Here is a 23,934-nt window from a genome sequence, read left to right as displayed (position 1 = left end):
ATCCCGATTAGATGTCAAGAACTTGCGGTTGCTGTGCCGCGTGGTTGTGCTCGTTGCCTGCGTAAACTTTCAGTTTACGGAACATAGCACGACCCAGCGGGCCTTTTGGCAGCATGCCTTTAACCGCGATTTCAATCACACGCTCAGGACGGCGAGCAATCATCTCTTCAAAGGTCGCTTCTTTGATACCACCGATGTGGCCGGTGTGATGGTAGTACACTTTGTCAGTACGCTTGTTGCCGGTAACAGCAACTTTTTCTGCGTTCAGAACGATGATGTAGTCACCAGTATCAACGTGCGGAGTGTATTCCGCTTTATGCTTACCGCGCAGGCGACGAGCCAGTTCAGTAGCCAGACGGCCCAGAGTTTTACCGGTCGCGTCAACAACATACCAGTCGCGCTGTACGGTTTCTGGTTTAGCTGTAAAAGTTTTCATTAAAAGCTTACCCAAATAAATAAGTTACACGTTGGTGAACACCCAAACGTTTAGTCAGTTGAGGCTCACACGACAAAGTCCGGCAAACCTACCCCTTCGAATAGCACATGCCGACACATAGAAAGTTTTGGGAAAAAAACCTTCTCGTAACGTGGGGTCGCAAGATTATAGAGAAGTTGAGGTCAAAGATCGACCCTTAAATGCGTTTGAAATTGGGTTTTTCGAGGGTGTGGAAAATGCCGGGTGGCGGTTGCGCCTTACCCGGCCTACAAGGTTCCCTTCTCAGGGAGAGGGTGGCATTTGTTACGGCATATGCTCCAGCTTCAGGTATTCCTCGCTCTGCATCTCCTGCAGGCGCGAGAGACAGCGCTGGAACTCAAACTTCAGCCGCTCCCCCTGGTAGATCTCATATAAAGGTACCTCGGCGCTAACCACCAGCTTGACGTGGCGCTCATAAAACTCATCCACCAGCGCGATGAAGCGCCGTGCTTCGCTCTCCATCAGCCTCGTCATCACCGGAACATTCAGCACCATCACGGTGTGGAACAGACGCGAAAGTACGATGTAGTCATGCTGGCTGCGGGCATCAACACACAGCGTCGTAAAGGAGACCGCCAGCGTTTGGTTTTCAACGCCGAGCGTTGGCAACGGGCGATGGTTAATCTCGAGTTCCGGGGCGTGCTCGCGTTTTGCCCCCGCCAACGCCAGCCAAAGTTTGTCCATCTGGCGGGTGGTCTCTGCATTCAACGGTGAGAGCCACAGATGCGCCTGGGTCAGCGTGCGTAGGCGGTAATCCACCCCCGCATCAACATTCATTATGTCACAATGTTGTTTGATGGCGTCGATGGCTGGCAGGAAACGTGCCCGCTGCAGGCCATTGCGATACAGCTCATCAGGCGGGATGTTCGACGTGGCAACCAGCGTAATCCCACGGGCAAATAACGCTTTCATCAGGCCGCCTAACAGCATGGCATCGGTGATGTCAGACACAAAAAACTCATCGAAGCAGAGCACGTCAGTTTCCGCCTTGAATCTATCGGCCACAATATCCAGCGGATCGCTTTTGCCCTGCAGTGCAGTCAGCTCTTCATGCACTCGCAGCATAAAACGATGGAAGTGCAAACGCTGCTTACGTGCGCCCGGCAGGCTCTGGTAGAACATGTCCATCAGCCAGGTTTTTCCGCGCCCGACACCGCCCCACATATATAAACCGCGCACCGGAGCGTGATCCTGCGGCGCTTTTTTGCCAAGCAGCCGCCCAAATGCCGCCTTGAGCCCACAGCTCTGTTCGACTTCAGCGGGTTTTGCCGTGAGTTCCTGATAGATCGTCTCCAGACGGCTTACCGCCTCACGTTGAACGTCATCCGGCTGATGAGTGCCCTCGTTAAGGGCCAGTTGATAGCGCGATGCAGGGGACAGGTTTTGCATAATCTTATTGTTATTCCTTCAATTAATGCTCACCAGCAGGCGTGACTGATGAAAAAAAGGCCGTTCTACACTACGCGATGATACGTCAGGATTCCACTTCTGCGGAAATAGCGGTTATAGTGGCATTATCAGGCACAGGCAGGAGCCGAGCCAACACCCTACGGAACAACAAGACAACGGGAGAAGTTCATGACCTGGGAATATGCGCTAATCGGTTTAGTCGTCGGCATCGTCATTGGTGCTGTGGCCATGCGTTTCGGTAATCGCAAATTGCGTCAGCAGCAGTCACTGCAGTACGAACTGGAAAAGAACAAAGCCGAACTGGAAGAGTATCGTGAAGAGCTGGTCAGCCACTTTGCCCGTAGCGCCGAGCTGCTGGACAACATGGCAACCGACTATCGCCAGCTGTATCAACACATGGCGAAAAGCTCCAGCAGCCTGCTGCCGGAAATGACGGCGGAAACCAACCCGTTCCGCAACCGTCTGGCAGACTCTGAAGCCGGTAACGATCAGGCTCCGGTTCAGATGCCTCGTGACTATTCAGATGGCGCGTCCGGCCTGCTGCGCGGCGGTGTAAAACGCGATTAATCGCACAACCTGAATTTATTTTACGGGCGCAGCGATTGCGCCCGTCCTTTCTTGATGACCCCAGCTATCATTTAGTTAAACACCTCATTGTTCAGCGGTTTAAAATTCAATAACATCAACGTGTTTTTGGGGCCGTTTTTCCTTTATTCCAGGTTACGAGAGTCAACATCGATGAAGAAAAAAAACCAGCTGTTGAGCGCTATCGCGTTAAGTGTCGGGTTATCTCTCTCGGCGTCCGTCCCGGTCTTCGCCGCTATTCCCTCCCAGGTACCTGGCCAGGCGGCCATTCCAAGCCTCGCGCCAATGCTGGAAAAAGTGTTGCCTGCGGTGGTCAGCGTACAGGTTGAAGGCACGGCAGTACAAAGCCAACGCGTCCCTGAAGAACTGAAAAAATATTTTGGCGATGAGTCTCCCGACCAACAGGCTCAGCCTTTTGAAGGCCTGGGTTCTGGCGTCATTATTGATGCGGCCAAAGGCTATATTCTCACCAACAACCACGTCATCAGCCAGGCCGATAAAATCAGCGTTCAGCTTAATGATGGACGTGAATTTGATGCCAAACTGATTGGCGGCGATGACCAGAGCGACATCGCGCTGTTGCAGGTGCAAAACCCGAGCAACCTGACCCAGATTGCCATTGCGGATTCCGACAAACTGCGTGTCGGTGATTTTGCCGTCGCCGTGGGCAACCCCTTTGGTTTAGGGCAGACTGCGACTTCCGGGATCGTCTCGGCGCTAGGACGCAGCGGCCTGAATCTGGAAGGGCTGGAAAACTTTATCCAGACCGATGCCTCCATCAACCGTGGGAACTCCGGCGGGGCATTGCTCAACCTTAACGGCGAGCTGATTGGGATCAACACGGCTATTCTGGCCCCGGGCGGCGGCAGCATTGGGATCGGTTTTGCTATCCCCAGTAATATGGCCAAAACGCTGGCGCAGCAGCTCATTCAATTTGGTGAAATCAAGCGCGGGCTGCTGGGTATCAAAGGTATGGAGATGAGCGCAGATATCGCAAAAGCGTTCAACATCAACGTACAGCGCGGGGCGTTTGTCAGTGAGGTGCTGCCAAACTCCGGCTCGGCAAAAGCAGGCTTAAAATCGGGCGATGTGATCGTCAGCCTGAATGATAAACCACTGAGCAGCTTTGCGGAGCTGCGTTCGCGGATTGCCACAACCGAACCCGGTGCGAAAGTGAAGCTGGGCCTGATACGTGACGGTAAGCCGCTGGACGTTGAAGTGACGCTGGATAAGAGCACCTCTTCCTCTGCCAGCGCGGAGCTTATCGCTCCGGCGCTGCAAGGGGCTACGTTGAGTGATGGGCAGATGAAAGACGGTACGAAAGGCATCAGCATCGACACCGTCGAGAAGAGCAGCCCTGCCGCGCAGGCCGGATTACATCAGGATGACGTTATCATTGGTGTAAACCGCAATCGCGTGCAGTCCATTGCCGAACTGCGCAAGGTGCTGGAAAGTAAACCGGCGGTTATTGCCCTGCAGGTTATGCGTGGCAATGAGTCCATCTATATTCTGTTGCGCTAAGCATTTGCGACCCCGGACATCACCGCTGCGTGTGATGTCCGGATAACTCATGTTATGCTGCAAATCGTTCCTTTTTTAACGACACGCGCATCATGCTTGTAAAGCTCTTACGTTCTATTGTCATCGGTTTGATTGTCGCAGGCCTGCTGCTGCTGGCGCTGCCGTCTTTACGTCAGTTCAACAAACTGTCGGCTCCCCAGTTCGATAGCACGGATGAAACGCCGGCCACCTATAATCAGGCCGTGCGCCGTGCCGCCCCTGCCGTGGTTAACGTCTATAACCGTGGCCTGAACACCTCAGCCCATAACCAGTTGGAGATCCGCACCCTCGGCTCCGGGGTAATTATGGACGAGCGGGGCTACATTATTACCAATAAGCACGTGATCAACGATGCCGACCAGATTATCGTCGCCCTGCAGGATGGCCGCGTGTTTGAGGCATTACTCGTCGGGTCAGATAGCCTGACCGACCTGGCCGTTCTGAAAATCAACGCCACGGGCGGTTTGCCGGTCATCCCGATCAACCGTAAACGTACTCCGCATATTGGCGATGTCGTACTGGCTATCGGTAACCCTTACAACCTGGGTCAGACCATCACCCAGGGGATTATCAGCGCGACCGGTCGTATTGGTTTGAACCCCTCCGGGCGGCAGAACTTCCTGCAAACCGATGCCTCCATCAACCACGGTAACTCCGGTGGTGCGCTGGTCAACTCGCTGGGCGAACTGATGGGCATCAACACCCTCTCGTTCGATAAGAGTAACGACGGCGAAACACCGGAAGGGATCGGTTTTGCCATTCCGTTCCAGCTGGCAACCAAGATTATGGATAAACTGATCCGCGACGGACGCGTGATCCGCGGCTATATCGGTATTGGCGGTCGTGAAATTGCACCTATGCATACCCAGGGCGGTGGTATCGATCAGATTCAGGGCATCGTGGTGAACGAGGTAGCGCCAGGTGGTCCGGCGGCCAGCGCGGGGATTCAGGTAAATGATGTCATTGTGTCGGTCAACGGCACGCCGGCGGTCTCTGCGCTGGAGACAATGGATCAGGTGGCAGAAATTCGCCCGGGTTCTATTATCCCTGTTGAGGTCATGCGCAACGATAAGAAACTGACGCTCCACGTGACGATTCAGGAATACCCGGCAACAAACTGACAGCCATAAAAAAACCGAAGCCATTAGTGCTTCGGTTTTTTTGCCGGGAGACGGTTCGTTTTACTTGTTAACGAACTCTTCGCCCAGGGTGATATCTTTCTTCAGCGTATCCAGCATGCCTTCCATCGCGTGTTGTTCAAACGCGCTCAGCGTACCAATGGATTTACGCTCTTCGATACCGTTTTTACCCAGCAGCAGCGGCTGAGAGAAGAAGCGAGCGTGTTCGCCATCGCCTTCAACGTAAGCGCATTCAACAACGCCTTTCTCGCCCTGCAGAGCGCGAACCAGTGACAGACCAAAACGCGCAGCTGCCTGGCCCATAGAGAGGGTCGCAGAACCGCCACCCGCCTTCGCTTCCACCACTTCGGTGCCCGCGTTCTGGATGCGTTTAGTCAGATCAGCCACTTCCTGCTCGGTGAAGCTCACGCCTGGGATCTGCGACAGCAGAGGCAGAATGGTGACACCAGAGTGACCGCCAATGACCGGAACTTCCACTTCTGTTGGCTGTTTACCTTTCAGCTCAGCAACAAAGGTGTTGGAACGGATGATATCCAGCGTGGTTACGCCGAACAGTTTGTTTTTGTCGTAAACACCCGCTTTCTTCAGCACTTCAGCCGCGATAGCCACGGTGGTGTTCACCGGGTTAGTGATGATACCGATGCACGCTTTCGGGCAGATTTCAGCAATCTGCTGCACCAGGTTTTTCACGATGCCCGCGTTGACGTTGAACAGGTCTGAACGATCCATGCCTGGCTTACGCGCCACGCCTGCAGAAATCAGCACCACGTCGGCACCCTGCAGTGCAGGACGCGCATCTTCACCGGAGAAGCCTTTGATTTTTACAGCGGTCGGGATGTGGCTCAGATCAACCGCCACACCAGGGGTTACCGGAGCAATATCGTACAGGGAGAGTTCTGAGCCTGAAGGCAGTTGGGTTTTCAGTAGTAGGGCAAGCGCCTGGCCGATACCACCAGCAGCGCCGAGGACTGCGACTTTCATCCTAAACTCCTTATTATGGTTAACTTAAGTATCTGTAAATCCGTTGCGGCGACCTTAATTCAGCAAGTAAATAATTACAATTTTCGTAGCTAAAGAATTTGAGGTCACGCGACTTTATCTCTCTTCAGAAGACTATCTGAGGACAGACGGCAACGAATTAAGAGGTGGTTACAATACACCCTGCCCCGTCACCAAAACAACATCATTTTGATAACATTTAATTTACTTTTAAGCTTATTTGCGCGGCGTGACCCAGGCATGTTTTCTGATAACGAAATCTGATAAAATCACTCCCTTTCATAACATTATTTCAGCCTGGCGCTGAGTAGATAATTTGCATAAAAATTCATCCACATGCATAATAATGTTGTTTCTATCGTCATATTCCGGGTGACTTATGCGAAGCTCGTCTAAGCAAGAAGAATTAGTTAAGGCGTTTAAGGCGCTACTCAAAGAAGAGAAATTCAGTTCTCAGGGAGAAATTGTTCAGGCGCTGCAGGAACAAGGCTTCGATAACATCAATCAGTCGAAAGTCTCCCGCATGTTAACCAAATTTGGCGCGGTACGTACCCGTAACGCCAAAATGGAGATGGTTTATTGCCTGCCTGCAGAACTTGGCGTGCCGACCACCACCAGCCCGCTCAAGAATCTGGTTCTGGATATCGATTACAACGACGCCGTTGTGGTGATCCGCACAAGTCCTGGTGCCGCGCAGCTGATTGCCCGCATGCTGGACTCGGTAGGTAAAACGGAGGGTATCCTCGGGACTATCGCCGGCGATGACACCATCTTTACCATCCCGGCTAGCGGCTTCTCCGTTAAAGATCTCCACGAAGCGATTCTGGGTCTGTTCGAACAGGAACTGTAATCCTCTCTCCCCGCAGCGCCGCTGCGGGGATCATTCTGCTCCCGCCTCATTTCCCCTTGTCTTCTACTGCCGATAGCTTTGACAAATAGTGCTTTTTACCACCCATTAACATTCACTTAGTGAATGATAAATCAAAAAATCGCACAAAAAATCAAAAGACAATATCCATATGATTTAATTAGAGATAACGCCATAAAGCGGACAAAAAACAAGCAATATTATGCAATTTGGTTATAAAAAAAAGACTGGTTAATACGTAATAACAACGGAAACCATTAGTCTGGTATTAATTTTTACCGTTATTAGTGTATACTTGATTTTGTGATGAGGGTCACGAAACAAGACCCCACTAAAAAATTCGACGAGGTAAAAATCATGAAAATCAAAACAACTGTAGCGGCGCTGAGCGTCCTGTCTGTTCTGTCATTCGGTGTTTTTGCGGCTGACTCCATCAATGCCGATCAGGCGCAATCCCGTCAGGCAATCGGTACGGTTTCTGTCGGTGCGATCGGCACGTCTCCGATGGACATGCGTGAAATGCTGAACAAAAAAGCGGAAGAACAGGGTGCGTCTTCGTATCGCATCATCGAAGCGCGTTCAGGTGACCACTGGCACGCTACCGCTGAGCTGTACAAATAAGTTTTAGTAATAACTGACAACGTAAATCTCCACTCAACGGCACCAGGTATAAAAATAGCGGTTCAACCCTTCTCGCCGTTGAGCAAAAACCCTATTCAGGAGTAAAGACTATGAAAACTAAATTGATCATCGCAACCCTCGGTCTGGCTTCCGCTCTCTCTTTCGGCGCGAGCGCAGCCGTACAGCAAGTGAATGCCGACCAGGCACAAAATCTGCAGCGTATGGGCAGTGTCTCCGTAACGTCTGTCACCGGCTCACCGATGGATATTCGTCACGAACTTGCCGCAAAAGCTGAAAAAGCAGGCGCCAGCAGCTATCGCGTCACCGAACTGAATCAAGGTGACCACTGGCATGCTACGGCTGAACTGTATAAATAAACCCTCGTCGTATCTCATCATACGACTTGCCCCTGGCCTCATGGTCAGGGGCTTTTTTTTCATTTTCATTCAATGACGAGCGTTAAAACGCAGTTGCCCTTCCAGTTCTTCTTCCGCTTCATCGAACAGTAATATCAGTGCGCCAAAACGTCTGCGCAGCTTATCGGGCAAATGGATGAACTCAATCTCCAGCGGTAGCGGCAACAGACTACCGGTTACCACGTCCCAGAGCGTGTCCAGATTCGTCACGCTTCCCCGTTCAAGATCAAACACCTGGATAAATTCACGGTAGAAGTCTTCCTGACTGTCGATCTCGTCAAAATCAAAGGTATAGGTTTTCATTGCCAGCCACCCAGTCCAGGCGAGCGGCAGATGCCGCCCTGTCTATTATAATCCCCCGATATGCAGGGTTTTAACTTCCAGATACTCTTCCAGCCCCAGCACGGAGCCCTCTCGTCCAAGGCCTGACTCTTTTACGCCGCCAAACGGTCCAAGCTCCGTGGACACGGCGCACTCGTTAATACCAATCATCCCGCTCTCGATTGCCTGTGAAACGCGGAAAATCCGTGAGAGATTCTGGGTGTAGAAGTAAGCCGCCAGCCCATAGGGCGTGTTGTTGGCGCGCTGGATAACTTCATCTTCCGAGGTGAAACGGAAGCACGCGGCAACCGGGCCAAACGTCTCTTCTTCTGCCAGCTTCATACCTTCATGGCAGTCACCCAGCACGGTTGGCATCCAGAAATTCCCTCCAAGCGGATGAGGCTTACCGCCCGCCAGTACGGTCGCGCCCCGGGCGACGGCATCGTCAACATGCTCACGCACCTTGTTGACCGCAGCAGGTTCAATCAGCGGTCCGACGACGACCCCGTCTTCAAGACCATTACCGACCTTCAGCGCCTTCACCGCATCGGCAAGTTTATTCACAAACTTGTCGTAGACGGTTTCCTGAATATAGAAACGGTTCACGCTGACGCAGACCTGCCCGGCATTACGGAACTTGTTGGCGATCGCCCCCTGAACCGCAGCGTCGATATCCGCATCCTCAAAAACGATATACGGGGCATTTCCCCCCAGCTCCATGGAGACTTTCTTCATGGTTTCTGCAGCATTACGCACCAGCGTTTTGCCGACGGAGGTCGAGCCGGTAAAGGAAATTTTACGCACCTCCCGGCTTGCCATAATCGCATCGCTGATCTCATGCGTATTCCCGGCTACGGCGTTAAGTACGCCGTCGGGCACACCGGCCTGTTTTGCCAGCGTAAGCAGCGCAAAGGCGCTGAGCGGCGTGTTATTTGCCGGTTTGATTACCCCGGTACATCCTGCTGCCAGCGCCGGGCCTAACTTGCGGGTGAGCATGGCCATCGGGAAGTTCCACGGCGTAATTGCCGCGACCACGCCAATCGGTTCACGGGTCGCCAGAATGCGCGATCCGGGTTTGACAGGTGGAATTATTTCACCGTTAGCGCGCTTGGCCTCTTCGGCAAACCACTGGATAAAGCTGGCAGCGTATTCCACCTCACCTTCCGCTTCTTTCAGGGGCTTGCCCTGCTCGGTGGTCATTAACCGCCCGAGCCAGCTTTTATTCTCAATAATCAGTTCGTACCAGCGGTACAGAATGGCCGAACGTTCTTTCGCGGTTTTAGCACGCCATGCCGGGAAGGCTTTGGTAGCCGCTGCGATAGCATCTTCTGTTTCCGCTTTACCCGCTTTCGCCACTCTGGCGATGACCTCACCGGTAGCGGGGTTCAGCACATCAAACGTCGTGTCCAGCGTTTTCCAGATTCCATTGACCAGATAACCGGTCTGAAAAAGGATGTGGTCCTGTAGCGCCTGAGTCGTCATATGCCCTCCCTTTCTGTAATGTAAAAGACTGCCGAAATAAGTATAGCCACAAAAAAACCGACGCTTTTGGCGTCGGCTTTTTTACTTCAGTCAGTTATCCGTGAGAGCACTCTGGTAGCGATGCAGCATTGATACCAGCCGTCCTACCGGCTCGGTCACCTGCGGCGGTGCTTCCCAGACCTTAAGCTTCTCCTGGTAGATATCCAGCTCTTCAAGCAGTTGCGTAAAGTAACGACGCCGTTTGTCGTCACTTGTCGCAGAAAGCACGTGATCGGCGGTGCGACGGAGCTGACGGTGCCAGGCCGACAGATCGTCGTTGATCGGCACAGGCGCGTTACGCAGACGCTGGTGTGCAATGATCATGGTTAACGCCAGCCGGAACTTAGCGATATCCCCCGGGAACTTGTTCAGCAGTAAAAACAGCTGCTGATAGAGCGCGGGTAAGTGGTTCTCTTTACGACGCGCGGTATTGGTTGTCATAGACGACACCGCAGCCGACACAAACTGATTCAATAACACGCGGCCCGTTCTTGCCTGCGAGTTATCCCGTACCAGCAGAATAACCATCATCGCCAGGAAACAGCCCACCAGCTGACCTAACGCGCTGTCGAGAAACTGGCTGAAATGGAAGGTCATCGGGTTATCCAGCACAAGAATGTTAATCGTACTCGCCAGCGCCCCCAGCGATCCCAGCCGCCGTTTTTGGACTTCAATGCCGATAAAGAACGCCATCACCGCCAGGCTAATACAGAGCAGCAACATGCTCTGTTGTGTAGACGGAATGATGACCAGGAAATAGAGTGCGCCTATCGGCAATGCGGCAATCGTACCGTACAGAAAATCAATGGCGACCATACGCGGGTTAGGCAGACGCATCGCCAGTGCGGTAACGACGGCAATCATCACCATTGCACCGCTGCCGGACGTCCAGCCGGTCCACAGCCAGAACAGCGTGCCGAGCATGCAGGCAAGCGTTGTACGCCAGAAGTTAACCATCGCATGATGACGCTCGGCAGATTCCGCCTTGATCACCACTTCCCCCTGAAGCACCTCTTCTTCCGCCGCGCTGATTTTGGTGTTACCGATCGCGCCACGTTTCAGCAACAGGTAGCGCGTCGCAGCGCCGACCCAGGTGTAGATCGTCACGGGCGTGTCGCGTTCCCCCGTCCAGGCGATGACCCTGCGCATGCGCTTAAGCTGCTTGTGCACGTCCTGCACCGTTTCCACCGGCTCGGCAAACAGTTCGCGGAACGTATCGGTCACCACTTCCGGGCGCGTGTTCTGGATAAGATAGGTTTCGCACGCCTGGGTGATGAGCGTCAGAGAGACGGTATTGAGCGCTTTAAGGCGACGGTTAGCGCGGGCCCAGCGCGAAGATTCCATATTAAGATTGCTGCGCATCCCTTCCAGGGCCTGCGTCCGACGAACCAGCCCGCTCCAGGCTTTATCCACTTCTTCGCTGTCGCCATGCTTAATGCACAGCTGCATCAGTTGGTACTGGGCAACGATCAGCGCGTCGAGTTCACGGTCAACTTCCTGCTTGATGGAGCGCGGGGAGAAAAGTAGGTCAGCGACAATGGCGCAGACGATACCAATCACAATCTCACTGCAGCGTTCAACCGCAAACTGCGGGGCGAGCAGCGGCTCGGATTGAATGGTGATGACAATAATCAGTGCGGTATAGCCCGCCAGGCCCCAGGCGTAGGAGTTCTCCACTTTCACCAGAGAGGAGATCCAGGTGCAAAAACCCGCCCAGATACAGCAGACCATCAGCATCAACAGCGGCGTGCGGATCATCAGGATAATAATGGTGAGCGCCGCGAAACAGCCGATGAACGTCCCGATGATACGCAGCATTCCGCGGTAGCGGATTGCGCCAGAATAGGGCTCCCCACCCGCGGCGAAGGCAGGACCCGCCGCGACAATCGCAGCCGTCAGCACCGCCCAGCGAGGGGTTTCAAGCTGGAAGTGAAAGCCAACAAACAGCGCCAGCACAATGGCACACGCCAGCTTCACGGCGAAGCGAATGTGCTGGCTGGCGATGGAAAAGATCCCCATAGCGATTAACCAAACTCGCGCAGGCGATGGGCTATTTTACGGAAGAAAGAGTCCTGGCTGGCATCTCGATCTTTTTCACCGGTTATCACCACCGTTGCAGTCGTACCCGCAGGCCACAGATTTCCCTGCTGCTCGTCAAGGTGGATACGCACCGGCACACGCTGGGCCAGACGCACCCATTCCAGGTTGGAATCCACCGTCGCCATCCCTTTGGCATCGTTAGAACTGCTGGAGTTGGTCACCCCCGCGGCGACGCTGTCGACGGTGCCTTTAAAGACGCGGTTGCTGCCGAGCGGCGTAATTTCCGCCCGGAAACCTGGGCGCACGCCTTCCAGCTTGGTCTCTTCCATATAGGCGAGCACGTAGAAGGAGTTCTGTTTAACCAGCGCCACGGCGGTTGAGCCGCGGGTGATAAATTCCCCGGCATAGACATTAAGATTAGTGACCCAGCCATCGGACGGCGCGCGGATCACGGTGCGCTCGAGATCGAGCTTCGCCAGGTCGCGCGTCGCTTGCGCTTTCGCCAACTGGTGTAGCACGGTTTGCAGCACGTTGTTGGACTGGTCAATCTCTTCACGGGACATTGCCTGAACGCCCAGCTGGTTACGGCGGCCTGCCTCACGGCGTTTCTCCGCAGCCAGCGCCTGGTAATAGGCCACGTCCGCTTCCGCTTCTTCCAGCGCTTTCTGGTAACGAGGCTGGTCAATGGTGAACAGGACCTGATCTTTTTTCACCAGCTGGTTATCGTGAACGTTAACCGCCGTGATAAGACCGGCCACGTCGGGGGCGATTGCCACTACATCGGCGCTGAAGCGCGCATCACGCGTCCACGGCGATTCGGTGTAATAGACCCAGGCGCGGAAAATAGCGATGAAGGCGAGGATAACCAGCGCCATCGTGATGGCAGTGCGGGAGATTTTTCTTGTTAGCGTTTTCACATCAACCTCAGACAAACATGCGCGATATCAGGTAAAACAGGCAGCAATACAGCGCGGTATTGAACAATGCAGGGTGCCAGACGAAATCGTAGATCCCGGTAGGGACCAGCACCTTGCGCACCAGCCAGAAGATCGCCAGTGATAAAAGAAGCTCGAAAAATATCGGTGGGAACGACAGACCGAACACCACGATAACGGGAAACAGACTCATGTTGACCTTGATAAGAGACAGTGCAGGCTTCAGAATTTTTTAGCGCACGCCACCGCAGGAGAGCAAGAAACGTCGGGCGAGAATGGCGCAGCCGTTATGTAATTAATAATATATTAACGTAACTGTTATGCTGTTATCTATAATATGTGATCTAAATCACTTTTAAGCCAGAGTGAACAATGGAACGTTTAAAACGCATGTCGGTCTTCGCCAAAGTGGTGGAACTGGGCTCTTTCACCGCGGCTGCACGCCAGCTTCAGATGAGTGTCTCATCCATTAGCCAGACGGTGTCCAAACTGGAAGATGAGCTTCAGGTTAAGCTGCTCAACCGCAGTACCCGCAGCATTGGGTTAACCGAAGCGGGTAAAATTTACTATCAGGGCTGTCGCCGCATGCTGCTTGAAGTGCAGGATGTTCACGAACAGCTCTATGCCTTCAACAACACCCCCATCGGCACGCTGCGCATCGGGTGTTCCTCAACTATGGCACAAAATGTTCTCGCTGCCATGACCGCGGATATGCTGAAAGAGTACCCCGGGCTTACCGTCAATCTGGTGACGGGCATCCCGGCGCCGGATCTGATTGCCGACGGGCTGGACGTGGTGATCCGCGTCGGCGCGCTGCAGGATTCCAGTCTGTTCTCGCGTCGGCTGGGGAGCATGCCGATGGTCGTCTGCGCCTCGAAGAGCTATCTGGCGCAGTACGGTGCTCCGGAGAAACCCGCCGACCTCACCAACCATTCGTGGCTGGAGTACAGCGTGCGGCCCGACAATGAATTTGAGCTGATCGCCCCGGAAGGGATCTCCACTCGACTGCTGCCGGAAGGACGGTTTGTCACCAACGACCCCATGACCATTTCACGCTGGCTGGTGGCCGGCGCCGGGATCGCCTACGTGCCGTTGATGTGGGTGATCAACGAGATCAACAGCGGCGTGCTGGAGATCCTGTTCCCTCGCTATCAATCCGATCCGCGTCCGGTGTACGCCCTGTATACCGAGAAAGACAAGCTGCCGCTTAAAGTACAGGTGTGTATTAATTATCTGACCGAGTATTTTGTGGACGTAGCGGAGTTATTTCAGGGGATGCGGGGAAGAAGGAAAGAATAGCTAATTGGCGCTAATTGACACTACAGCCACTAGCCCTTTATTTTATAAACAGTCTGATATTCAGACTGTTATTAATTTGTTGCTGATTTGAATAACAAAATGTATTCCGCAGGATGACGTTAAACAAGGAAAAGAAATGAATATATTTGAACAAACACCGCCTTCGCGCAGGCGCTATGGACTCGCCGCGTTCATCGGTTTAATTGCAGGGATTGTCTCCGCTTTTGTCAAATGGGGCGCCGAGGTGCCGCTCCCGCCCCGAAGCCCCACCGATTTATTCACCGCCGCGTGCGGGCCCGAACAATTAATAAGAGCCGCAAGTCAGATTGATTGCTCCCGTAATTTTCTAAACCCTCCCTATGTATTTTTACGCGACTGGCTGGGCGTCGGCGATCCTAACGCGGCGGTTTATACCTTTGCCGGACATATATTTAACTGGGTTGGCGTAACACATATTATTTTCTCAATCGTGTTCGCTGTAGGGTATTGTGTAGTTGCTGAAGTCTTTCCGAAAATTAAACTCTGGCAGGGTTTGCTGGCGGGTGCGTTAGCTCAGCTTTTTGTTCATATGATCTCCTTCCCGCTGATGGGGCTGACGCCACCGCTGTTCGAACTTCCCTGGTATGAACACGTGTCAGAGATCGTGGGTCATCTGATCTGGTTCTGGTCGATCGAAATCATTCGCCGCGATTTACGCAACCGCATCACGCACGAGCCGGATCCGGAGATACCGCTGGGTCACTTACGTTAAAAAAAAGGCGCTACTCCGTAGCGCCTTTTTTATGTGAACGCAGGTCAGGCCGTGCCGCCCACCGTCAGGTTGTCCACTTTCAGCGTTGGCTGACCCACGCCAACCGGCAGGCTCTGGCCTTCTTTACCGCAGACGCCCACGCCGTTATCCAGCTTGAGATCGTTACCAACCATGGAGATCTGCTGCATGGCTTCAATACCGGAGCCAATCAGCGTCGCGCCTTTCACCGCTTTGGTCACTTTACCTTTCTCGATGAGATACGCTTCTGACGTGGAGAAGACGAATTTACCGGAGGTGATATCCACCTGACCGCCGCCAAAGTTTGGCGCAAAGATACCGTAATCAACGGATTCGATAATCTCCTGCGGCGTGGATTTGCCCGGCAGCATATAGGTGTTGGTCATGCGCGGCATTGGCAGGTGCGCATAGGATTCACGACGACCGTTACCCGTTGGCGCTACGCCCATCAGGCGCGCGTTGAGTTTGTCCTGCATATAGCCTTTCAGCACGCCGTTTTCAATCAACACATTGTACTGACCTGGCGTACCTTCGTCGTCGATAGCCACCGAGCCACGGCGATCGCGCATGGTGCCGTCATCCACAACTGTGCACAGTTCAGAGGAGACGAGTTGCCCGATCTGACCACTGAATACGGACGTACCGCGACGGTTAAAATCGCCTTCCAGACCGTGTCCTACCGCTTCGTGCAACAGCACGCCCGGCCAGCCGGCACCCAGCACCACCGGGAATGACCCCGCCGGTGCCGCGACAGCATTAAGATTCACCAGCGCCATGCGCACGGCTTCTTTTGCCCACGCGTCAGCGCGCGCTTCACCGTCAACATCCCCCAGGAACCAGTCATAACCGAAACGACCGCCGCCGCCGCTTGAGCCGCGCTCGCGTTTACCGTCGTCATCGACCTGCACGCTAATGGAAAGACGTACCAGCGGACGAACATCTGCCGCCAGAGTGCCGTCAGTGGCCGCAACCAGAATCAATTCATAGACACCGCTCAGGCTTGCTGAGACTTCCTGTACACGTTTATCGGCAGCACGCGCCACTTTGTCTACGCGGCGCAGGATATCCAGCTTCTCTTCACGGCTCATGCTCTGCAGCGGATCGATGCTGGTATAAAGTGCAGAATACGACACTTCACCCAGGGTTTTCACACGACCATCGCCGGTATCACGCACAATGGTACGCGCGGCCTGCGCGCTCTGCTCAAGTGCAGCCAGGCTAATCTGATCGGCATAGGCAAAACCGGTTTTCTCGCCGCTGACGGCGCGAACGCCGACGCCCTGGTCGATGTTATAAGAGCCATCTTTGATGATGCTGTCTTCTAAAACCCAGGATTCGTGATAGCTCGACTGGAAATAGAGATCGCCGTAGTCGAGACGGCGTTCGGTCAGTTGACCAAGAATGGAGAACAGGTCCTGATGGCTCAGGCCGTTCGCTGCGAGCAAATGTTCACTTACCAGGTTCAGACTCATCGTATTGCTACTCGTTCGTTGCCGCCCGTGGCGGTATAAAGATCGTATTTATTGAGAGTGAGGCAATTACCTGCCCACGTCAAATCATTGCTGTGCATCTTTGCGCGGCTGGCGCAGCACCTCGTTAATCTGCGGTTTATCCACCGGACCGGTGATGCGGTAGCGCAGAATGGAGACCTTGCTCCAGAGCGGCCCCAGCACTTTACTGGCGGCAAACACCGCCGCACCGACAATCGGGTTCACCACAAAGGCCGCCGCCACGCCTACGCTTGCGGAAATTTCCGGTGCCACGACGGCTTCCATATCCAGTTCACGGCGCACGAGGTTGACTGAGCCTTTCATGGCGATATCCGCTTCCAGGCCGTCCACCAGCGTATCGTCCGTATGCATAACGCCGTCCTTGATCCACGCCGTACTGCGGATGGAATCGTAGTAGAAACCTTCGCTAAAAGTATCGCTGAAATCGAAGCGCAGCTTACGCAGCAGCGCATCAAAACTCAGCAGGCGCAGGATCTGCCCGGCGCGCCCCGTGCTCACGTCTGCGATTTCACCTTTGCCGAAGCGGGTTTTCAGAATGCCGTTCAGCGAGGCCTCATCCGGCTTCCACGGCGCATCACGCCAGTGAAGATCGTAATCGACGTCAAATGACGAACCACGCAGCGGCGTGGTGATACCAAAGAAATTGGCTGCCGCATCCAGCTTGTTGCCTTTAATGTCACCTTTCAGGGACGTACGCTGCTCGCCCGGGTTATTCACCCATTCCCCTGCGGCCGTCATGCGGCCAAAACCGGTATCGACCAGCCCGCCGGTGAGCGTAAGCGAGTTTCCATGAATGGCGAAATCACCGTCGATACGGCCATATTTTTGCCCCCACAGCCAGCACTCTGCACAGCGCAGCTGGAGATCGGGCCAGCCGCTAAAATCGACGCGGGATGTCTTACTCAACGGCGACGTCTCTGCCGGCTGGTCTTTCCCGCTCGCGCTTGCCGGGTTGTAATAGAGATAGCGGATCGCCGCCTGCCACGGCGCATTATTGCGCATAGTCAGCGTACCGTTAATCTCTCGACCCTGGGCCTCCACCTTCGAGCCGTTAGCGGTGGGCTGTGAGACAATACTTAGGTTGTTCCACTGCTGCCCGCCCAGCATCAGCGACGGCGTGCGTACGGTAATGGCTTGTGGGAACTGAGCGGTTTGATCGACGTTTTGCCCTACGCCTTTCTGGAACAGCGCCAGCCACTCTGCACCGTCCATCGGCGGGAGATTGAGCTCAATGCCTGCCTGCTCCGGCAGCGGCGGCGTGGAACGGCTATCCGTTGTCCAGATAGCTTTATCGAGGGTGAGCTTGCTGTTGAGCAGCCAGCGGCTGTTGAAATGGTTTGTCCCACCCGCGCTTCCGGTCAGCTCGAAGCTGTTCAGGTTACCATCGACGTTTAGCTTCACCGGCAGCGGCTGTCCGGACTGTTTATCCAGCGGCGCAGGCAGCTGGCTATGAAGGTTTTTCAGATCGCCCGTGATGTCGACCTGATAATGTGCCCCCGCGTGATAAGGCAGCTCAATGGCGACTTTGCCCTGCCAGGCTACCGCGCCGTTCACGGATGCCTCAATGGGCTTCGGCAGAACATCCATACGCGATGGCTGCCAGTTACCGTCCAGATTGACGGCCACCTGATATGCCTTTTCGCCCTCGGTGGTCGTGAAGTCGATATTCACGGGCTGATTAAACCAGCTGGCGGTCAGCGGCTCGCTCTTCAGGTTACCGTTCTCAAAGCTGAACTGCCCGCTAAGATTTTTGAGGGTGCTTTCAAGGGGTTTGATGTACAAACTGTTGTTCTTCAGGCGGACGTCACCTTTGGCGGTGGTCATTTCACCGTCCAGCGGGATATCAAGATGTAAGCGAGCATTCACATCGCCATCAAGCTGCAGCTGCTGGAGCGTCGCCGCCAGCGACTCTTTCAGCGGCGTCTCCTCAAAGTAAGGTCCCACCGCTTTGCCCGGTCCGTTGATGTCGGCATCAATGAGCAGTTTCTCTTTTGAATAATCCGGGATGTTTGCCGTCAGGTTGCTGGCCGTCACGCCGCCCAGCGCAACGCTGTCTGACTTCATCCATAATCCGTCATTGAGAAAGTTAAGCTCGATGTCCAGGTTTTTCAGCGCGGGCCAGCCTGGCTGGAACGCGAAGGTGGCGTTGTGTAACGGCACCAGCACCTGGAACTGACCTTCATTATGCTTGTACGGGAACAGATGCGGATTACCGCCGTAGACCAGCGTGGCACTATCGGCCTGACCGCCCTGAATCGCACCGCTCAGATAGTCTACCAGCGCTTTACCCATCAGGTTTTCCGGGAAATAGCGCCAGGCCTGAGAACCGTCACTGGTACTGATGCCGGCCAGAATACCCAGCCACGGCTCTTCACCTTCTGGCTGCAGATAGCGGAAATCGCCACGCGCATGTATCGCTTTGGCTTTTACGTCGATATGGCGGCCATCAAGCTGGAAACCTTTATCGTTACGGAGCCAGTTAAGCACCGCGCTGCCCTGTTCAATTTCCAGCGGCGCGCGGAAGACCGTCTCGTAAGGCATTCTGGCGTCGTGCATATCAACCGTCAGCCTGCCGTTCTCCACGCTGCCTTCCAGCTTGCCGCTAAAGTGCTCCGCACCCGGCAGCAACTTCCACTGCTTCCAGGCAAGATTTTTCCATTTTGCCTGGAAACGGGTTTTTTCTGTCGCCTGTAGTGGGATATCCAGCGCCAGGGCGTCTATATTCCCGCTCGGCTGCGTGGCCAGCCAGATCTCCCCCAGGTCCGGAGAGAGCTTTGCTGCCATTGAGCGCAGCCCTTCAATGGCGGCCAAATCCAGGTTACTGGCACGGATGCGCAGCTCGTCGCTGCGTTTGCTGGCCGCACCGCCAACGTCCTGCTCCGGCATCCAGGCAAGCGTCAGCGCACCGCGCGGCCATGGCTTACCGTCCATGGTGATGCGCGTATCCGGAATGGCAAACTGCCAGCCCTCTTTCTCCTGCGTCACGTGCGCAGTGAGGTTATCAACGGAAAGTTGGTGCTGCTGTTTTTCGCCTTTCCAGCTTGCGCCCCCCTGCTTGAGCCAGATATCACCGCTGGCAAATTCACCTTTCGTCAGGGTCAGCCAGCCTTCAAGGCTGAAACGGGCCGTTTCCAGCTGCATATTTTGCTGGAGCCAGTCGCCCAGCCACGGCTTCACATCCACATCGTCGGCCTGTAGCCAGACTTTGCCGTTGTTTAACAGGCCGTCATCGTCCCGCAGATCCATGCGCACCTGCATCACGCCGTGCTGGCCGTTCAGGCTTGAGAGACTGACCAGCCCCTCGGCGCGGTGTCGATCTTTGCCATTGAGCCAGGTCAGCTGAGGGATCGCGAGTTCGGCGCGCTGGCCAGAAAGAGTAATAAAGCTCACTTCGCTGTCGCGCAGATCGAAATGATCGAACTGGCGGAGGAAGAGATCGCTGAAGCGGTTGGCTTCAAGACCCTGACTGCTATCGCCACCAGACAGCGGCGTATTGGTCAGAAACTGGAGTTGATAAAAGGTGAGATCGCGAAACTGCCAGCGCAGATGCAGCAGGCTTTGCCAGACGTCCAGCGCCAGGGTCACGCGTTTAATTTTGAGGTAGCCGCCATCTTTCAGGCTGGCGTTGATATCCCGGACATCAAGCGTCGGGCCAAAATTCTGCCAGTTAGCGCTTAGCTGGCTTACGTTCACCGGCACGCCGGTGGTGGATTCGATTTTTGCCAGAAGCTGCGGACGCCAGCTGTCCAGATGCGGTAAAACGAGGCGTAGCCCGCTCACGAGCAACGCGACAATCACGACCAGCGTTGCCCCTGTAAGCAATAAAATCCCCGGCAATCGCCTCACGCATCTCTCCTTGTCAGCTTTCGTCACGCAGCGTACTGCGTCTTACATCATCACAACGTCGAACTGCTCCTGGTTATAGAGCGGTTCAATTTGTACTTTTACCTGTTTGCCGACAAAGATTTCCACTTCCGCCAGCGCGTGTGACTCTTCGCCTTTCAGCGCTTCAGCCACCGCAGGGGAAGCATAGACCAGAAAACGATCGGAGTCGTAGGCATGATGAACCCGGACGATTTCACGCATAATTTCGTAGCAGACGGTCTCAACCGTCTTTACCGTTCCGCGTCCATGGCAGGTTGGGCATTCATTACACAGCACATGCTCAACGCTTTCACGGGTACGCTTGCGCGTCATCTCGACCAGCCCCAGCTGTGAGAAACCGTTGATGCTGGTTTTCACGCGATCTTTACTCAGCGCCTGCTCAAGCGAGTGCAGCACGCGGCGACGATGGTCTTCATTACTCATATCGATAAAGTCGATGATGATAATGCCGCCCAGGTTGCGCAGACGAAGCTGCCGCGCAATCGCCTGTGTCGCTTCAATGTTGGTATTGAAGATGGTGTCATCCAGGTTGCGATGGCCGACAAACGCGCCGGTGTTGATATCGACGGTGGTCATCGCTTCGGTCTGATCGATGATCAGATAGCCGCCGGATTTGAGCTCTACCTTACGCTCCAGCGCACGCTGGATCTCGTTTTCGACATCGTAGAGATCGAAGATCGGCTGACGCCCTGAGTAATGCTCCAGCAGGCCGGGCATCTCGGGGATATATTCGGCGGTAAACTCCAGCAGGGCTTCATAGGTCAGGCGAGAGTCCACGCGAATGCGGTCGAGCTGCGCATCGGCAAAGTCACGCAGAACACGTTGAGCAAGGGCCAGCTCACCATAGAGCTGGTAGCGAGTCTGGTTGCGTTTTTTACGCTCCATCACTTTGGTCCAGACGCGCTTCAGGTAAGCCGCATCAGACGCCAGGTCTTCTTCGCTGATCCCTTCCGCGGCGGTACGGATGATAAACCCGCCCTGTTCATCGCAGTAGGCACTGACCACTTTCTTCAGACGTTCGCGCTCAGTTTCGCTCTCAATACGCTGCGAAACGCCCACGTGCGACGCCCCGGGCATAAAGACCAGGTAGCGGGAAGGTAAGGTAATGTCGGTGGTTAGACGGGCGCCTTTGGTGCCGAGGGGATCTTTCACCACCTGCACCATCAGATCCTGTCCCTGACGCACCAGTTCAGAAATATCGCGCACGGCAAACTGCTTTTGCTCTTCGCCCGCAACGCACTCGGTGTGCGGCATGATATCGGAGGCATGTAAAAATGCCGCCTTATCCAGTCCAATATCTACAAAAGCCGCCTGCATACCCGGTAGTACACGACTGACACGACCTTTGTAGATATTGCCTACTATTCCGCGCCGCGCTTCACGCTCAATATGAATTTCCTGAAGAATGCCACCATCAATATAGGCCACACGGGTTTCCGATGGCGTTACGTTTACCAACAATTCAGCCGTCATAATTATCCCTTCCCTCACGCAGTGAGTTAAAATTGCTCAGCAACTCATACGTTTCCACCAGCGGTAAGCCGACTACGGCGTGATAGCTGCCATGAATCTTCCTGACAAAACAGCCACCCAGCCCCTGAATACCGTATGCACCTGCTTTATCCATCGGTTCACCGCTGGCAATATAAGCGGCGATTTCGTCGTCGGTAAGAACTCTGAATGTCACGTCCGTCACCACCAGGCAATCCAGCACGTGCTGGCTGTCAGCCAACGCGACGGCCGTCATCACCTGATGCGTTTGTCCGGACATTTTGCGCAGCATACGCGCCGCATGATCGGCGTCGCGCGGTTTCTCAAGCACTTCACCGTTAAGAATAACGATGGTATCTGCCCCCAGCACAGGGAGATCGCGTGGCACACTGGCTACGCCAGCCTGCGCTTTCTCGCGCGCCAGGCGAGACACGTACTGTTGAGCACTTTCGCCCTCAGCACGTTTTTCTTCAATGCCGGTCACGATGCGTTCAAAAGAGACTCCTAGCTGCGTCAGGAGTTCCTGACGGCGCGGGGAGCCGGAAGCGAGATACAAAGACGTCATAGAAACCTTTTATTGCACAGCAAACTGCTGGCGAACCTTACGCATCAGCAGGAACAGCCATGGCCAGAGCACACCGTTTACTACACTACTCCAGAACACTTCCGGTCGGAAAGAGACGTTGATCACTAAAAACTCTGCCCAGAAAACAACGATATCCGCCGCGAGCGACAATAGCATCACGACCAGGGCCTGTTGCCAGAGCGCAAGGTTACGAAAGAGCTGGAATTTGAGTGCGACGAGGTACGCAATAATGCTCATGGACAAGGCACGCACGCCAAGCGTAGAGCCGCTAATGAGATCCAGTATGGCACCCATCACAAAACCTGTGCCGACATTTACGCGATGCGGCAGGGCGAGGATCCAGTAGAGCAAAATGAGCAATACCCAGTTTGGCCGGAAAACGAGAATGTCATCCGGCCAGGGCATCACTTGCAGTAACAGTGCAATGAGAAACGAGAGCCAGATGACCCAGCGTCCCTGGCTACGATAGCTTGCCACTACTGCCCTCCCGAAGAGAGTTTAGGCGGTGGCGGCGCATCCGGCAGCGGCTGCGTTAACCCGGTTGCCGGCGCCGGGACTGGCGCAGGCGGTCCCATGGAATCCGCAGGCGGGAGAACCTGTGGCATCATCTGCATCAGGCGTTCATTCGCCACACGATGCACCTCTTCAGGCGTCATCGGGTTAGCACCATTGCGATCGGCGCCCCACAGCAGCAGCAAATAGCGCAGACGCTGTAAACCTGCGGTTGGACGCGCCTGAATCACGGTATAGGCACGCTGAGTATCGAGCTTAACCGATGAGACTACCGCAACCGGATAGCCTTCAGGGAAGCGTCCGCCCAGACCGGACGTCACCAGGACGTCACCCACGCGGATATCCGTGTTAGCAGGCAGGTGTTCCAGCTGCAGATCGTCCGTACAGCCATTACCGGCCGCAATCACGCGAATGTCGTTACGCAGAACCTGGATCGGCAGCGCATGTGTGGCATCGCAAATCAGCAGCACGCGGCTGGTCAGTTTGGCCACGGCAACAACCTGGCCCACAACGCCTTTATCACTGATTACAGGCTGACCTTCATACACACCGTTCACGCTCCCTTTGTCGATCACAACCTGATCGCTGTAAGGGTCGTTCACGGTGGAGATCACCTGCGTCACCATTTTCTGCTCATCCTGACGCAGCGGCGAGCCGAGCAGCTCACGCAGACGCGCGTTTTCCTGCTTATATTGCCCCAGCATCAACAGTTCGCTGTTTTTCAGCAGCAGTTCCTGACGTAATGCCCGGTTTTCGAGTTCGAGTTGGTCACGCGAAGACAGCGTTTGAGAAACGGAGTCGAGCAGTTCACGGGGACCATTTGATACAAAGTAGAAAGGACTGACGGCGGTATCCATGTACGTTCTGATCTGGCTGAACGTACCGAGGCGGCTATCGGCAATAATGACCCCAAGCGCAACCAGAACCGCCAGAATGAGGCGAAACTGTAGCGATGGGCCACGGCTAAAAATTGGCTTCATAGGCTATGCG

22 protein-coding genes are annotated in these 23,934 nt (G+C 54.7%); 8 read left to right on the top strand and 14 right to left on the bottom strand.

The window, feature by feature from the left end:
- Nucleotides 1-7: 7 nt before the first annotated feature.
- The gene (rplM, locus tag PYW49_RS09535; RefSeq protein WP_134347385.1) at nt 8-436 is read right to left on the bottom strand and encodes a 50S ribosomal protein L13; all 429 of its coding nucleotides are present in this window, start codon (nt 434-436) and stop codon (nt 8-10) included.
- Nucleotides 437-739: 303 nt separating this feature from the next.
- The gene (gene zapE, locus PYW49_RS09530) at nt 740-1,864 is read right to left on the bottom strand and encodes a cell division protein ZapE (RefSeq protein ID WP_320386323.1); all 1,125 of its coding nucleotides are present in this window, start codon (nt 1,862-1,864) and stop codon (nt 740-742) included.
- A gap of 189 nt (nt 1,865-2,053) precedes the next feature.
- On the opposite strand from zapE, the gene zapG reads away from it, so the two are divergent.
- The 3 genes from zapG (at nt 2,054) to degS (ending at nt 5,151) form a co-directional block, all read left to right on the top strand.
- On the top strand, nt 2,054-2,452 hold the full coding sequence (gene zapG / locus PYW49_RS09525) for a Z-ring associated protein ZapG (RefSeq protein WP_008502832.1): 399 nt from the start codon (nt 2,054-2,056) through the stop codon (nt 2,450-2,452).
- A 171-nt stretch (nt 2,453-2,623) separates the two neighbouring features.
- The gene (gene degQ, locus PYW49_RS09520) at nt 2,624-3,991 is read left to right on the top strand and encodes a serine endoprotease DegQ (RefSeq protein ID WP_320386322.1); all 1,368 of its coding nucleotides are present in this window, start codon (nt 2,624-2,626) and stop codon (nt 3,989-3,991) included.
- A 92-nt stretch (nt 3,992-4,083) separates the two neighbouring features.
- Nucleotides 4,084-5,151 carry an outer membrane-stress sensor serine endopeptidase DegS gene (gene degS, locus PYW49_RS09515; RefSeq protein WP_134347382.1) on the top strand — a complete coding sequence of 356 codons (1,068 nt, stop codon included), beginning with the start codon at nt 4,084-4,086 and terminating at the stop codon, nt 5,149-5,151.
- A gap of 60 nt (nt 5,152-5,211) precedes the next feature.
- Here the strand turns inward: degS and mdh are convergent, their stop codons facing one another.
- Nucleotides 5,212-6,150 carry a malate dehydrogenase gene (gene mdh, locus PYW49_RS09510; protein ID WP_023309387.1) on the bottom strand — a complete coding sequence of 313 codons (939 nt, stop codon included), beginning with the start codon at nt 6,148-6,150 and terminating at the stop codon, nt 5,212-5,214.
- Nucleotides 6,151-6,547: 397 nt separating this feature from the next.
- Here mdh and argR point away from each other — a divergent pair, with 397 nt between their 5' ends.
- From argR to yhcN (PYW49_RS09495), 3 genes are all read left to right on the top strand, one after another.
- The gene (gene argR, locus PYW49_RS09505) at nt 6,548-7,018 is read left to right on the top strand and encodes a transcriptional regulator ArgR (protein WP_134347381.1); all 471 of its coding nucleotides are present in this window, start codon (nt 6,548-6,550) and stop codon (nt 7,016-7,018) included.
- Nucleotides 7,019-7,393: 375 nt separating this feature from the next.
- Nucleotides 7,394-7,657 (top strand): peroxide/acid stress response protein YhcN, encoded by a 264-nt coding sequence (gene yhcN / locus PYW49_RS09500; RefSeq protein ID WP_134347380.1) that lies wholly within the window; start codon nt 7,394-7,396, stop codon nt 7,655-7,657.
- Nucleotides 7,658-7,767: 110 nt separating this feature from the next.
- On the top strand, nt 7,768-8,034 hold the full coding sequence (gene yhcN / locus PYW49_RS09495) for a peroxide/acid stress response protein YhcN (RefSeq protein ID WP_320386321.1): 267 nt from the start codon (nt 7,768-7,770) through the stop codon (nt 8,032-8,034).
- A 69-nt stretch (nt 8,035-8,103) separates the two neighbouring features.
- Here the strand turns inward: yhcN (PYW49_RS09495) and PYW49_RS09490 are convergent, their stop codons facing one another.
- The 5 genes from PYW49_RS09490 to aaeX all read right to left on the bottom strand — a co-directional run bounded on the left by PYW49_RS09490 (nt 8,104) and on the right by aaeX (nt 13,083).
- On the bottom strand, nt 8,104-8,376 hold the full coding sequence (locus PYW49_RS09490; RefSeq protein WP_134347379.1) for a barstar family protein: 273 nt from the start codon (nt 8,374-8,376) through the stop codon (nt 8,104-8,106).
- Nucleotides 8,377-8,421: 45 nt separating this feature from the next.
- Nucleotides 8,422-9,876 carry an NAD-dependent succinate-semialdehyde dehydrogenase gene (locus PYW49_RS09485; protein ID WP_320386320.1) on the bottom strand — a complete coding sequence of 485 codons (1,455 nt, stop codon included), beginning with the start codon at nt 9,874-9,876 and terminating at the stop codon, nt 8,422-8,424.
- Between the two features lie 90 nt (nt 9,877-9,966).
- The gene (aaeB, locus tag PYW49_RS09480; protein ID WP_320386319.1) at nt 9,967-11,934 is read right to left on the bottom strand and encodes a p-hydroxybenzoic acid efflux pump subunit AaeB; all 1,968 of its coding nucleotides are present in this window, start codon (nt 11,932-11,934) and stop codon (nt 9,967-9,969) included.
- Nucleotides 11,935-11,939: 5 nt separating this feature from the next.
- The gene (gene aaeA, locus PYW49_RS09475; protein ID WP_032659667.1) at nt 11,940-12,872 is read right to left on the bottom strand and encodes a p-hydroxybenzoic acid efflux pump subunit AaeA; all 933 of its coding nucleotides are present in this window, start codon (nt 12,870-12,872) and stop codon (nt 11,940-11,942) included.
- Between the two features lie 7 nt (nt 12,873-12,879).
- Entirely contained in the window at nt 12,880-13,083 is a 204-nt protein-coding gene (gene aaeX, locus PYW49_RS09470; protein ID WP_003860416.1) for a p-hydroxybenzoic acid efflux pump operon protein AaeX, read from the bottom strand.
- Nucleotides 13,084-13,262: 179 nt separating this feature from the next.
- Between aaeX and aaeR the strand changes: the two genes are divergently transcribed.
- Both aaeR and PYW49_RS09460 read left to right on the top strand, forming a co-directional pair.
- On the top strand, nt 13,263-14,189 hold the full coding sequence (gene aaeR, locus PYW49_RS09465) for an HTH-type transcriptional activator AaeR (RefSeq protein ID WP_320386318.1): 927 nt from the start codon (nt 13,263-13,265) through the stop codon (nt 14,187-14,189).
- A gap of 136 nt (nt 14,190-14,325) precedes the next feature.
- Nucleotides 14,326-14,940 carry a YagU family protein gene (locus PYW49_RS09460; RefSeq protein WP_320386317.1) on the top strand — a complete coding sequence of 205 codons (615 nt, stop codon included), beginning with the start codon at nt 14,326-14,328 and terminating at the stop codon, nt 14,938-14,940.
- A 44-nt stretch (nt 14,941-14,984) separates the two neighbouring features.
- On the opposite strand, the gene tldD is transcribed toward PYW49_RS09460, so the two are convergent.
- The 6 genes from tldD to mreC form a co-directional block, all read right to left on the bottom strand.
- The gene (gene tldD / locus PYW49_RS09455) at nt 14,985-16,430 is read right to left on the bottom strand and encodes a metalloprotease TldD (RefSeq protein ID WP_320386316.1); all 1,446 of its coding nucleotides are present in this window, start codon (nt 16,428-16,430) and stop codon (nt 14,985-14,987) included.
- Between the two features lie 84 nt (nt 16,431-16,514).
- Entirely contained in the window at nt 16,515-20,315 is a 3,801-nt protein-coding gene (gene yhdP, locus PYW49_RS09450; protein ID WP_320386315.1) for an AsmA2 domain-containing protein YhdP, read from the bottom strand.
- 42 nt (nt 20,316-20,357) lie between these two features.
- Complete coding sequence (rng, locus tag PYW49_RS09445; protein WP_010436156.1) at nt 20,358-21,827, bottom strand: ribonuclease G; 1,470 nt, start codon at nt 21,825-21,827, stop codon at nt 20,358-20,360.
- Nucleotides 21,817-22,410, bottom strand: coding sequence for a Maf family protein (locus PYW49_RS09440; RefSeq protein WP_134347374.1), 594 nt, complete (start codon nt 22,408-22,410; stop codon nt 21,817-21,819). Before PYW49_RS09440 ends, rng begins: the two co-directional genes overlap by 11 nt.
- 9 nt (nt 22,411-22,419) lie before the next feature.
- Nucleotides 22,420-22,908: a rod shape-determining protein MreD gene (gene mreD / locus PYW49_RS09435; RefSeq protein WP_023309399.1), complete on the bottom strand. Its 489-nt coding sequence runs from the start codon at nt 22,906-22,908 to the stop codon at nt 22,420-22,422.
- Entirely contained in the window at nt 22,908-23,924 is a 1,017-nt protein-coding gene (mreC, locus tag PYW49_RS09430; RefSeq protein WP_023309400.1) for a rod shape-determining protein MreC, read from the bottom strand. Before mreC ends, mreD begins: the two co-directional genes overlap by 1 nt.
- Nucleotides 23,925-23,934: the final 10 nt, after the last annotated feature.

The sequence above is a fragment of the Enterobacter chinensis genome, assembly GCF_034008295.1.
GTDB classification, from domain to species: domain Bacteria; phylum Pseudomonadota; class Gammaproteobacteria; order Enterobacterales; family Enterobacteriaceae; genus Enterobacter; species Enterobacter chinensis.
Note: the sequence above shows the minus strand (reverse complement) of the source record. Positions and strands in the feature narration are given on the sequence as shown.